Origin of the sequence: Ensifer sp. PDNC004, from assembly GCF_016919405.1 — a bacterium.
GTDB lineage: Bacteria > Pseudomonadota > Alphaproteobacteria > Rhizobiales > Rhizobiaceae > Ensifer.
Map to the genome: position 1 here is coordinate 3,381,189 of NZ_CP070353.1, position 11,945 is coordinate 3,393,133.

An 11,945-nucleotide genomic window follows, 5' to 3' on the forward strand; every position below is an offset into this window, starting at 1 on the left:
TCACTCTCCCTCGTCGTCGTAGCCGACGAGATGCAGCGGACGGGCGGCGATGCCCTTGAGCTCGCACCAGCGCACCAGTGCCTCCTCCCGACCGTGCGTGACCCAGACTTCGGCCGGCTCAATTTCGGTAATCGTCGCCGTCAGTTCGGCCCAATCGCAATGGTCGGAGATGATCAAGGGCAGCTCGACGCCGCGCTGTTTTGCCCTTTGCCGGATCAGCATCCAGCCGGAAGCGAAGCTGGCAATCGGGTCGGAGAAGCGCCGCGACCAGCGATCGGCGAAGGCGGCGGGCGGGCCGATCACGATTGTGCCCCTGAAATCCTGCTTGTCGTCGGCTGCAAGCGTTGCCGGGCGCAGGTCGCCAAGGTCGACGCCCTGGCTCTGATAGTAGTCGCACAGCCGTTGCAGGGCGCCATGGATGAAGATCGGCTGGTGATACCCCCCTTCGCGCAGCAGCGCGATCACCCGCTGCGCCTTGCCCAGCGCATAGGCGCCGACCACATGGGTGCGCTCGGGGAATTGCGCGAGCGACGTCAGCAATTTGCTCGTTTCCGCGCGGTCGTCCGGGTGATGGAAGACCGGCAGGCCGAAGGTCGCTTCGGTGATGAAGACATCGCAGGCGACCGGCTCGAAGCCGGCGCAGGTCGGGTCCCGCCGTCGCTTATAATCGCCAGATACCACGATGCGCGTGCCGTCTGTGCGAACGGAGATCTGCGCCGAGCCGAGCACGTGGCCGGCAGGATAAAAGCCCACCTCGACGCCATTGACGGTGAGCGTTTCGCCAAGGGCGATCGGCTGGCTCGTGCCGCAGAAGTCGTCCCCATAGCGGATGCGCATGATGTCCAGGGTCTCGCGGGTGGCGAGCACCTGGCCATGGCCGGCGCGGGCATGGTCGGAATGTCCGTGGGTGATCAGCGCCCTTTCGACCGGTTGAACCGGGTCGATGTAGAAGTCACCGATCGGGCAATAGAGGCCTTTGGGGGCGGGATAGAGCAGGGCATCCGGTTTCATGGACTGAAAGATAGCCGGCGAATGCACATTCGCCAGCCGTCTTGTTCAAGTTTTTCGAGGCGCAACATTTGCTGCGCCTCGATCCGGTTCAACCCGGTAGAACCAGCGTGTCGATGATCAGCTTCAGCGTGCGGGCGGCATCGATGTCGATGCAGGCCTTCTGGCTCGGCAGACCGTCCCAGGGGCTCGGCGGGAACAGCCTGGTGTCGGGGCTCTGGATCGTCTGGCCATCGGCAATGCCGCCGCAGACGACGCGGATCGCGCCGCTTCTGACGGTGAACAGGTCGGGCGCCACGACATAGGCGCAGGCGCAGCTGTCGTGCACGACCATGCCATCGGGCACGTGCTGCTCGTAGAAGGTGACGTAGAACTTCGAGATGTCAGCGAGCAGCTTGCCGGCGTCGCCGCCGCGTTCGGCGACATCGGCGATCATCGCCTTTGTCATCACGGTTTGGGTGGTGACGTCGAGACCGACGACGGTGACCGGCCAGGGCGCAGTCATGACGACGTCGGCGGCTTCCGGGTCGCCGTGGATGTTGGCTTCGGCAGCCGGCGTGATGTTGCCGTTGACGTCGAAGGCGCCGCCCATGATGACGACTTCGCGCACGAGCGCTGCGAACTCGGGATCCTCGCGCAGCGCTAGTGCCAGGTTGGTCATGCGGCCAACGGCGATCAGCGTCACTTCGCCGGGATGGGCGCGAACGGTGTCGATGATGAAGCGGTGCGCCGGGCGCGGGTCGACCGGCAGGTCGATCGTCTCGGGCACGTCGATATTGCCGAGGCCGTCGTCACCGTGGATGAAGGTCGGCCAGCCGACATGCGGGCGGTCGGGATTGAAGGTCTTGTCGAGACCCTTGGCGACGGGCGCGCCGATGCCCCAACGCTGCTTCAGGAACAGCGCGTTGCGCGTCGTGGTTTCGACCGAGGCATTGCCGAAAACGGTGGTGACGCCGATCAGGTCGATGGCCGGGTGACGGTGCAGGAAGAGCAGCGCCATTGCATCGTCGATGCCCGGATCCGTATCAAAGATAACTTTATGCATTCTCGTTCTTCTTTTCTTGTTCTTGTGTTTGACGGCTCGCAATGGAGGCAAGATGGCCGCGAATGTCAATCGCCCTCCGGGTTGACGCGAGGAGCGGCCGTGGCTCTGTCCATGGTTTCCAAGGGAACATCACCAACGGGGCGAGCATGGCAAGCTTTGCGTGTGGATGGGAACGGCTCATCCAGTCAACCGGGAGGTAATGTCATGCATAGGCTGGTCCTTGTTTCCATGATCGTCGTCACCGCGGCAACGTCGTTTGCCGCTCCCTCCTTTGCCCAAAGCGCCGGCGGCAAAAGCCGTGGCGGCGGTGGTGGCGGCAACGGTTCTTCCGACAGCAGCGACTGGTATGCCGGCATCGGTTCCTTCACCCATTCCAACGACAGCTACAACCGGCGGCGCCCCAAGGTCATCCTGACGAAGTCGGGCGCCTATTGCGTCGAAAACCGCCGATGGGTCGACGCCTCGGGCAAGGTGCATTTTTCGCCTTACCGCGAGTGCCGTGACCGCATCGATATCGCCGTGGACTGATCGACGTAGAGCTTTGAGAGGGAGGCGGGCGCGCAATCGCCCGCCTCCCTTTTTGTTGATCTCCTGCCGCCGGTCTTCTGCGGGTTGCCGGCAGATCGCTACCGCAATTTAAACTTTCCGAAAGGTCGCGCGCCTAATGTTGTGCTGCCCGTTCAGGGCTTTTTGCAATTTCTGGATATGACGGCGGAGTCCACCCTCGTGAAGGCTATCCTCGGCAAGATCAGGCCATCAAAGAGACTGCTCGTCATTCTCACGGCGGCCTTCGGTGTTTCCGCCGCTTCGGGCGGCGCTGCCGTCTATGTCAGCCGCGACGCGCTGATGGCGGAACTTTCCAAACCGAAGGTGTCGGGCCTCGAATGCACGGCCATTCGCACGCTGAAGCTCGGCCACAACGGCCAACGCTGGATCCGCATGCACGTCAAGACCGACCGCGCCGACGGCCAGGCGCGCATGCGCACGGCGTTGCGCGTCGTCGGCGCCCTGGCGAAGGCTGAGCGGGCAGATCTCTATCAGGTCGTCGTGCTCGATTCCGCCGGCCCTGAAAACCGGGCCGATGTGCGCGGTGCCGCGATCGGTGCGGAGGTGCTCTTCGCCCCCGGTCCACAGAGCGTTCCGGGCATGAGCGAGACGTTTCGAGCGTTCTACAATGACGGCACGGCCAATTCTGTCGGCGTCTTCCATGGCAAGACCGTCGACCTTTCGATGGATGACATCCGCACGATGATGGCGGCCATGGACGACCATTCGCCATGCATCGATCCGTCGGCCGCACCGGCCGATGGCGCGACCGCCGAGGGCGGCGCCGGCGAACACGAGGCCAAACCGGCCGAGACCGCCGAGGCGCCCGCGGGCCACTAGGCCCGGATCACGTCCGGCTATCCGATCCCTCAACTGAAAAAGGCCCGGCGCGTGAGCGGCGGGCCTTCGTGTTCGTGGCGATGCGACCTTGATCAGTCAGCCTTCTGCCGGCGGGCCGGGAAGAGGATGACGTCGCGGATCGACGGTGCATTGGTCAAAAGCATGATCAGGCGGTCGACGCCGATGCCGAGGCCGCCGGCAGGCGGCATGCCCTGATCGATCGCGTCAAGGAACTCGTCGTCGAGCTGCTTGGCCTTTTCGCCGCGCGCATGCGCCTGCTCCAGCTGCTCGACCATGCGGGCGCGCTGCTCTTCCGGATCGTTCAGTTCGGAGAAGGCATTGCCCAGTTCCCAGGCGTTGCAATAGGTCTCGAAACGCTCGACGAGGCGCGGCTCGCCCGGCACTTCCTTGGCAAAGGGCGAGATGTCCTTCGGGAAATGCGTGACGTGGGCGGGCTGGATCAGCGTGCCTTCGACCTTCTCTTCGAAGATGAAGGCGAGGCACTCGCCCCAGGTCCAGTCCTTCTCGACCTCGAAGCCGGCAGCCTTGGCGGCAGCGCGGGCTTCCTCGTCGGTCTTCATCGCCAGGAAGTCGATACCGGTCGCTTCCTTGACGGCGTCAGGCATCGGCACGCGACGGAACGGACCCTTGAAGGAGATTTCCTTATCGCCATAGGCAAACTCGGTCGAACCGTGGATCGCCATGGCCAGCTCACCGAACAGCCGCTCGACGAGGTCCATGATGTCCTCGTAGTCGGCATAGGCCCAGTAGCACTCCATCATGGTGAATTCCGGATTGTGCCGGGTGGAGACGCCTTCGTTGCGGAAGTTGCGGTTGATCTCGAAGACCTTGTCGGTGAGGCCCGAGACCAGCGTGCGCTTCAGGTACAGTTCCGGCGCGATGCGCAGGAACATGTCGAGCTTCAGCGTGTTGTGATGCGTCTTGAACGGCTCGGCGGTGGCGCCGCCATAGACCGAATGCAGCATCGGCGTCTCGACTTCCATGAAGCCGTCGTTTTCCATGAAGCGACGGATGCCCGAGACGATCTTGCTGCGCTGCTGGAAGCGCAGCTTCGATTCCTCGTTGGTCATGATGTCGAGGTGACGCTTGCGGTAGCGGATCTCGATGTCGGAGAGGCCGTGCCACTTCTCGGGCATCGGCAGCAGCGACTTCGTCAGCATCGTGATCGCCTGCGCGTTGATCGTCAGCTCGCCACGCTTGGTGCGGCGCACGACGCCGGTCACGCCGATGATGTCGCCGATGTCGATCATCGGCAGCAGTCCGCGGGCTTCCTCGCTTGTCACGTCCTTGTGGCTGAAGATCTGGATCTTGCCCGACGCGTCATGGATGTCCATGAACATGCCGGAGTTGCGCGAGGAGTAGACGCGGCCGGCGACGGTCACGACATCCTGCGTCTCGGTATCCGGCTCCAGGCTCTCGTACTTGGCGGTCAGCTCGGCATTGCTCATCGTCCGGTGGAAATGCGCCGGATAGACGTCGCCGATCTGCTCACGCAAAAGCTTCAGCTTCTGTGCGCGCACTTCCGTGGCGTCGGAGGAGAGGCCAGTGGTCTCGGTCTTGTCGTTCATCGTGCTCTCCTTACTTTCCGCTGCCGACCATGGAGGCGACCACCTGGGACGCGACCTTCAGGCGTTGGCGGACCACGGCGCGGCCGAGGATTTCCATGCTGTCGAACAGCGGCAGCGAGCGCTGCGAGCCGGACACGGACACGAAGAGCGGCGCCAGGATCACCTTCAGCTTCTTGCCCATGCGCTCGGCGATCGCACGCAGTTCGGCCTCGATCGATTCCTTGTTCCATTCGAGGATCTTTTCAAGGTCCGGCTGAACGGTGTTGAGGATCTCGAGCAACTCTTCGGGCGTCGACTTGACGCCGGCGAAGGCTTCGGGCTTGAGGCCAAGGTCCGACTTCAGAAGGAAGCCTGCGAGATCGGGCAGTTCGCCGAGCTTGGAAATGCGCGACTGGCTGAGCTTCAGGCCCTGTTTCAGGCGGTCGTTTTCCATGGCCCAGGCAAGGACGCGGGCGGCGAATTCTTCTTCCGAAAGCTTCTCGCGGATCCAGCGGGCGTTCAGCCAGTCGAGCTTCTGTATGTCGAAGATCGCGCCGGCCTTGGAGAGGTTTTCCGAGTCGAACTTTGCAGCCAGTTCCTCGATCGTCAGCAGCTCCTCGCCTTCGGCGATCTGGATGAAGAACAGGCCGAGGAAGTTCATCAGCGCTTCCGGCAGGTAGCCAAGAGCGGAGTAGTAGGAGATCGACGTCGGGTTCTTGCGCTTCGACAGCTTCGACTTGTCGGCATTGCGCATCAGCGACAGGTGCATGAAGACCGGCGGTTCGAGGCCGAGATAGCGGTAGATCAGGATGTGCTTCGGCACGGAGGCCAGCCACTCCTCGCCACGGGCGACGTGGGTGATCTTCATGAGGTGGTCGTCGACCACGTTGGCCATGTGGTAGGTCGGCATGCCGTCGGCCTTCAGGAGGACCTGCATGTCGACGGCATCCCACGGAATTTCCACGTCGCCATAGACGCCGTCAGTAAACTTGCACGAGCCCTCTGTCGGGATCTTCATGCGCACGACATGCGGCTCGCCGGCGGCAACGCGCGAGGTCACTTCCTCGGCGGACAGGTGGAGACACAGGCCGTCATACTTCGACGGCTTGCCGGCGGCGCGCTGGCTCTCGCGCATCTGCTCAAGCCGCTCGGGCGTGCAGAAGCAACGGAAGCCGTGACCGTTCTCGACGATCCTTTCGACGTAGGGGCGATACATGTCCTTGCGGTCGCTCTGGCGGTAGGGACCGTAAGGGCCACCGACATCAGGACCTTCCGACCATTCGAGCCCGCACCATTTCAGCGCGTCCAGCACCTTCTGTTCGAACTCCGGCGTCGAGCGGGTGGCATCGGTGTCTTCGATGCGCAGGATGAATTCGCCGCCGTGCTTCTTTGCGAAGAGGTAGTTGAACAGAGCGATATAGGCGGTGCCGACATGCGGCTCGCCGGTGGGGGAGGGTGCGATGCGTACCCGGACTGCTGAATTTGCCATGGTCTTTGCCCGTCTGACGTGCTTTTCGCCCCTTGCCGGAGAAGAAACCGGCCGCCGGGGGCGCGCATTTTATGGGAAGGAAAGGCCCGCAAGGGTGCCGCAACAACGGTATCGGCAGGCTATTCCAATAGGCTCGCGTGAGACCATAGAACGCCGATCATGTCAACGGAAACCCGATCACGCCGGTTTTTGTTGACACTGCCGCCTGCGGGCGTTAATGAACCAAAAGGTTATTTAACTGAAAGGTTTTTTAGAAAATGCCGGAAGATCGCTTGTCGACGACGCTCTCAGCCCTGGCCGATCCAACGCGAAGGGCCATTCTCGCCCGCCTCGCACTTGGCGAGGCCTCGGTCGGCGAGCTGGCGGAGCCCTTCGAAATGAGCCTGCCGGCAGTCTCCAAGCATCTCAAGGTTCTCGAGCGCGCCGGGCTGATCAGCCGCGGCCGCGAAGCGCAGTGGCGACCGTGCAAGCTTGAAGCCGCTCCGCTGAAGGACGTCAACAGCTGGCTCGACGGCTACCGCCGCTTCTGGGAGCAGAAGTTCGACCGTCTCGACGCCTATCTGCAGGAACTCCAGCACATCGACCCCGGCGCCGGCAAGAACTGATCGCTGCCCGTCTTCCGTCCCTGGCAATTCTGCGCTAAGCAGGGGACGTCGAAAAAGGCAGGACCGGATAAGGTAAGCCCGGTCCCTTCGGTTTTATAAACGAAGCTCTGCTCGAACGTCCCGTTCGAACCCACGACGTGGTTCCGATGCAATCGCATCGGTCCGCGGCGGGGTGTATGCAATCGACGCAGTCCGCCGCGTTTCTCGAACACGGAGACTGTAACATGCGACTGAACCATATCGACCTCCATAGCCCTGTCGTTGCCGAAACGGCGTCCTTCCTCATCGATCACTTCGGCCTGACGCTGGTCGAAAAACGCGGCAAGGATGCCTTCTATCGCCTGACGGACAGTTCCGGCCTGGTGCTTGTCGTCAGTCCGCCGATCACCGCGCTCGGCGGCGGCGACCAGGTCAGCCTCGGGGCCCAGACCTACCACATCGGCTTTCTGCTGCCGGTGCGGGCCGAGGTCGACGACGTCTACCAGCGGGTGCGCGAAGCCGGTGTCCAGGTGATCCCGCCTGCCGACCGGCACGGTGCCTACGTCTTTTACGCGACGATCCCGGGCAACATCCTGGTCGAGGTCGGCCATCGTCCGGATGTTTGACGGGTTGAAGCCGGATCGGAACGTTTCCTGAAGAGATGCGTTGTCCAACCAGAAGGCGTGGAGACCGGCCCCGGCAGGCTCGACGGCAAGGGGAAACGACCCCGTTTGTCTTGCCGCCGATGGCTCGCGGTTGACGGCCGGTTTCGGGCTCCGCGTCTTCCAGAACTCCCGTAAGCAGAAGGCCCGCATCCTAGATGCGGGCCTTTTTCATGACGGGATTGTTTTTCAGCCGGCTCGTCAGTCGAGCTTTCCGGCCTTCCTCAGGCGCGCATTGCGCGCCACCATATTGAGGATTTCGACCAGTGCCGAGAAGGCCATGGCGGCGTAGATGTAGCCCTTCGGCACATGCAGGCCCATGCCTTCGGCGATCAGCGTCGTACCGATCATCAGGAGGAAGGCGAGCGCCAGCATGACGATCGTCGGGTTCTTCTCGATGAAGTTGGCAAGCGGATTGGCGGCAACGAGCATGACCGTAACGGCGGCAACCACGGCGATGACCATGATCGGCAGGTGCGGGGTCATGCCGACGGCGGTGATGATGCTGTCGACGGAGAAGACGAGGTCGAGCAGAAGGATCTGGCCGATCGCGGCGCCGAAGCTGTTGATCGCCGAGGAGGCAATGAAATCCTCGCCGTGATCGCTCGGATCGACGCTGTGGTGGATTTCCTTGGTCGCCTTCCAGACGAGGAACAGGCCGCCGGCGATCAGGATCATGTCCTTCCAGGAGAAGCCGTGGCCGAAGGCCTCGAACACAGGCGTCGTCAGCTTGACGATCCAGGCGACGGTGCCAAGCAGCGCCAGGCGCATGACGAGCGCAAGGCCGATGCCGATGCGGCGGGCCTTTTCCCGGTGTTCGGGCGGCAGCTTGTTGGTGAGGATCGAGATGAAGATCAGGTTGTCGATGCCGAGAACCACCTCCATGACGACGAGGGTGACGAGGGCGACCCAGGCGGCGGGGTCTTGGGCAAGCAACAGGATATCCTGCATCGGCGATCTTTCTCTTTCAGCACTTCAAAAGTTCCACAGCAGCCTTTGCGCGTCCGATAAACGCGCGGCGTTGTGGGGGATGGCGCGTCGTCGCGCGAGAATCGCCGAAAGTATTTAAGAAACATTGCGGAAGAGACAAGCGCCGCCGCCTTATTGTGGCGGCGCTTTACCGTTTACGATTTGACCGGAATCCACATTTCGACGACGCCCATGCCCGAATGCGGGTCAAAGCGCTCGTCATAGCGTTCGATAAGGTCAGGTGTTTCTCCGTGCTGCAGCCCGGATTCCGGCAGCCATGTTCCGAAGACGTAGTCGGCGGTTTTGGCGATCGCGGAGATGTGGCCACGATGCAGAAAGACAGCGTAGCGCTGTTTCGGCAACCTCACTGTCGAAAAGCCCTCGGCCAAATCGTCGGCGTCGCTGATTTCGGCCGCCGCCATGTAGCGGAAGGTGCCGGCCTCGCCGTCGCTGTCACTGCACACACCATAGGCGATGTCGCCCCTCTGCCCGGGTATCGACCCGAAATGGCGGTTGAATCGTTGCCAGAGCGACGGGATGCCCTGGGTGCGGCCGTAGGCGTAGGTTTCCGAAAGGCCCGCCAAAAGCAACGGCGGGCTGTCTTCGAAGCGGGGCGGGTCGATCTTGAGAAGGCGGGTATCGTCCATCCTTAAAGGTTCCATCAGTTCGATGTTTCGAATGTGCCTTTGCTTGCGAACCGTTTCGGGTGTCACGCCGAACTGGTCGCGAAAGGCACGGGTGAAAGCCTCGTGCGAGCTGTAGCCCGCATCGAGTGCCACCGAGAGAATGCTGATGGAGCCATCGGCAAGCGCGCTGGCGGCATCGCTGAGACGCCGTCCGCGGATATAGGCGGTGATCGAGCGGCCGGTGACCAGCCCGAAAACGCGCGAAAGATGGAAGCGCGAAAGGCCCGCGGCCCCGGCGATTTCATCCAGCGATATCTCTTTTGCGAAATGGCTCTCGATGAACCAGACCGCCCGTCCGATTGCACTCATCTTCACTCCCCTGGCAACGCCCTTTTGATAGGGGCTCGGCTGAAGGCGCGCTTGATCGAAATTGCTCGATTGAAACGCAGGAGGGCTGAATGAGGTTCGGCGTCAGTCCGCCTATTTCTTCTTCTTCGGACCGTAGGCGGACATGAAGACGCGGACAGCGGCGGTGACCGTCGCCTCGATCTGTTCTTTCGGCGGTGCCGAACACATGCCGCCGAAAAGCCGGTGCTTGAAGAGGCCGGCTTGGGCCATCTCGATAAACTGGCGGGCGGCCATTTCTGTGTTGTCGATGTCGAGCACGCCGGTCGGGACCTGGCGGTCGAGATAGGCCTTGAGCACAGTGTAGCCGTTCTCCGGTGCTTCGCTGAAGAAGCGCTCGGCCAGATGCGGCATGCGGTCGATCACGCCGATCACCATGCGCATGGAGCGGATCGTCTCTTCCGCCGTCATGCTGGTCGTCAGAGTCACACCGAAATCGTAGAGCGACTCTTCCACGTCGTCGTGATCGTTGAGCGCGTGCTTGGCGGTCTGGACCACCCGGGTCTTGCCCTTGACGATCAGCGCCTTGAAAAGGTCTTCCTTGTTCTCGAAATAGACGTAGAGCGTGCCCTTGGAGACGCCGGCCTCGCGGGTGATGTCGTTCATGCTGGCGGCGTCGAAGCCCTGGCTCAGGAACGCGCGTCGCGCGCCTTCGAGGATCTGCTCACGCTTGGCGGGATCCTCGCCGGCAGCGTGTCGGCCGCCGCCCGAACAGAGATCCTCATCCATGCCGGCTGCCGGCTGCATGATGTCCTGGGTTCCGCTCTTTGCCCCACTCATGATGGTCGCTTGTTTCCGTCCTGCTCATATTAAATCTTAGTCATCGAATTAAATCTTAGTCATCGAACCGCGCGGTTCGATTTCCTCTTGATATGCGACCAGAAAGGGCTTATGTCAAGTTCCAATCGAACCGAACGGTTCAGTTCGTTCAGCAATCTTTAACCAGGCCGGTGCCCAATGTCCGCATCCAACACGTCCAGCGCTGCCCGCGTCCGTCCCGTCGACGAGACTTTCGAAGTGCAGCAGGAAACCGCGCTCGAGGCGAAGGCCCCCGCTGCGGAGCAGGCGGTCGCGCCGGCTCCGGCAAAGGAAGCCGCCGCGCCGCAGAAGAAGGCGCGCAAGCCCATCCTTCCGGTGCTCGGCCTGGCGCTTCTGGCTGCCGGCGGCTGGTATGGCTACGACTGGTGGACCAATGGCCGCTTCATGATCTCCACCGACGACGCCTATATCGAAGGCGACATCGCGACGATTTCGCCGAAGGTTTCCGGCTATGTCGCCAAGGTCGACGCTGTCGCCAACCAGAAGGTGAAGGCTGGCGACCCGCTGGTCACACTCGACGACGGCGACTACCGCATCGCCGCCGAGCAGGCCGAGGCGAAGATCGCCACCCAGAAGCTGGCGCTCAGCCGCTTCGATGCGCAGATTGCCGGCGCCAAGGCGAGCCTTGCCCAGACCGAAGCGCAGAAGAAGGCTCTCGAAGCGACGGTGCGCGGCGCCGAACTCGCGCAGAAGCGCGCGAGCGACCTCCAGTCCAAGGCCGTTGGCACCGTCGCTTCGCTCGACAACGCCGATGTGGCGCTCGACCAGGCACGGGCAAACCTTGCCGGCGCGGACGCCAACATTGCCGCTGCCAATGCCAGCATTACTGTTCTCGAAGCGCAGCGCACGGAAGCCGAAAGCGAGATCCGTTCGCTGGAGCTTGCGCGCGACAAGGCCAACCGCGACCTCGGCTTCACCGTGCTGAAGGCGCCCTATGACGGCATCGTCGGCAACGTCGCAGTCCAGGTCGGCGACCTCGTGTCGGCCGGCCAGCGGCTTGCCGCGCTCGTTCCGGTCGATCAGCTCTATATCGACGCCAACTTCAAGGAGACCCAGATCGCACACCTGGTGCCGGGCTCCAAGGTGAAGGTGCATGTCGACGCCTATGAGGACCATGCGATCGAAGGCACGGTCACCTCGATCTCGCCGGCTTCCGGTTCGGTCTTCTCGCTGCTGCCGGCGGAAAACGCCACCGGCAACTTCACCAAGGTGATCCAGCGCGTGCCGGTGCGCATCACCCTGCCGGCCGATGTGTTGGCCGAAGGGCACCTGCGCGCGGGCTTGAGCGTCGTCGTCGATGTCGACACGCGCACGGCGCCGGACCAGACCAAGGTTGCCGCGACCAAGTAAGCGGACGCAATGCTGGCGCGCCCTTGGGCGCGCC

At 62.7% G+C, this 11,945-nt stretch carries 12 protein-coding genes; 5 read left to right on the forward strand and 7 right to left on the reverse strand.

Annotated features, from left to right (window positions below):
* Together JVX98_RS24550 and JVX98_RS24555 are read right to left on the reverse strand one after the other, a co-directional pair.
* Window positions 1-1,011: a ligase-associated DNA damage response exonuclease gene (locus tag JVX98_RS24550; protein ID WP_205237688.1), complete on the reverse strand. Its 1,011-nt coding sequence runs from the start codon at window positions 1,009-1,011 to the stop codon at window positions 1-3.
* An 88-nt stretch (window positions 1,012-1,099) separates the two neighbouring features.
* A complete protein-coding gene (locus JVX98_RS24555) occupies window positions 1,100-2,053 on the reverse strand; it encodes a nucleoside hydrolase (protein WP_205237690.1) in 954 nt (317 codons plus the stop codon).
* 204 nt (window positions 2,054-2,257) lie between these two features.
* Between JVX98_RS24555 and JVX98_RS24560 the strand changes: the two genes are divergently transcribed.
* Together JVX98_RS24560 and JVX98_RS24565 are read left to right on the forward strand one after the other, a co-directional pair.
* Window positions 2,258-2,581, forward strand: a complete 324-nt coding sequence (locus JVX98_RS24560; RefSeq protein WP_205237691.1) for a hypothetical protein — start codon at window positions 2,258-2,260, stop codon at window positions 2,579-2,581.
* 198 nt (window positions 2,582-2,779) lie between these two features.
* Window positions 2,780-3,439, forward strand: coding sequence for a hypothetical protein (locus tag JVX98_RS24565; protein ID WP_246764946.1), 660 nt, complete (start codon window positions 2,780-2,782; stop codon window positions 3,437-3,439).
* 92 nt (window positions 3,440-3,531) lie between these two features.
* Here the strand turns inward: JVX98_RS24565 and lysS are convergent, their stop codons facing one another.
* Both lysS and gltX read right to left on the reverse strand, forming a co-directional pair.
* The gene (lysS, locus tag JVX98_RS24570) at window positions 3,532-5,028 is read right to left on the reverse strand and encodes a lysine--tRNA ligase (RefSeq protein WP_113187302.1); all 1,497 of its coding nucleotides are present in this window, start codon (window positions 5,026-5,028) and stop codon (window positions 3,532-3,534) included.
* A gap of 10 nt (window positions 5,029-5,038) precedes the next feature.
* A complete protein-coding gene (gene gltX / locus JVX98_RS24575; RefSeq protein ID WP_205237693.1) occupies window positions 5,039-6,496 on the reverse strand; it encodes a glutamate--tRNA ligase in 1,458 nt (485 codons plus the stop codon).
* 257 nt (window positions 6,497-6,753) lie between these two features.
* Between gltX and JVX98_RS24580 the strand changes: the two genes are divergently transcribed.
* Both JVX98_RS24580 and JVX98_RS24585 read left to right on the forward strand, forming a co-directional pair.
* Window positions 6,754-7,101 carry a helix-turn-helix transcriptional regulator gene (locus JVX98_RS24580; protein ID WP_043618487.1) on the forward strand — a complete coding sequence of 116 codons (348 nt, stop codon included), beginning with the start codon at window positions 6,754-6,756 and terminating at the stop codon, window positions 7,099-7,101.
* Window positions 7,102-7,325: 224 nt separating this feature from the next.
* Window positions 7,326-7,706 carry a VOC family protein gene (locus tag JVX98_RS24585; RefSeq protein WP_205237695.1) on the forward strand — a complete coding sequence of 127 codons (381 nt, stop codon included), beginning with the start codon at window positions 7,326-7,328 and terminating at the stop codon, window positions 7,704-7,706.
* 237 nt (window positions 7,707-7,943) lie between these two features.
* Here the strand turns inward: JVX98_RS24585 and JVX98_RS24590 are convergent, their stop codons facing one another.
* From JVX98_RS24590 to JVX98_RS24600, 3 genes are all read right to left on the reverse strand, one after another.
* Window positions 7,944-8,693, reverse strand: coding sequence for a TerC family protein (locus JVX98_RS24590; RefSeq protein WP_205237696.1), 750 nt, complete (start codon window positions 8,691-8,693; stop codon window positions 7,944-7,946).
* Between the two features lie 173 nt (window positions 8,694-8,866).
* Complete coding sequence (locus JVX98_RS24595; RefSeq protein ID WP_205237698.1) at window positions 8,867-9,706, reverse strand: AraC family transcriptional regulator; 840 nt, start codon at window positions 9,704-9,706, stop codon at window positions 8,867-8,869.
* 111 nt (window positions 9,707-9,817) lie between these two features.
* A complete protein-coding gene (locus JVX98_RS24600; protein ID WP_192450821.1) occupies window positions 9,818-10,522 on the reverse strand; it encodes a TetR/AcrR family transcriptional regulator in 705 nt (234 codons plus the stop codon).
* Window positions 10,523-10,699: 177 nt separating this feature from the next.
* Between JVX98_RS24600 and JVX98_RS24605 the strand changes: the two genes are divergently transcribed.
* On the forward strand, window positions 10,700-11,911 hold the full coding sequence (locus JVX98_RS24605; protein ID WP_192450820.1) for an HlyD family secretion protein: 1,212 nt from the start codon (window positions 10,700-10,702) through the stop codon (window positions 11,909-11,911).
* Window positions 11,912-11,945: the final 34 nt, after the last annotated feature.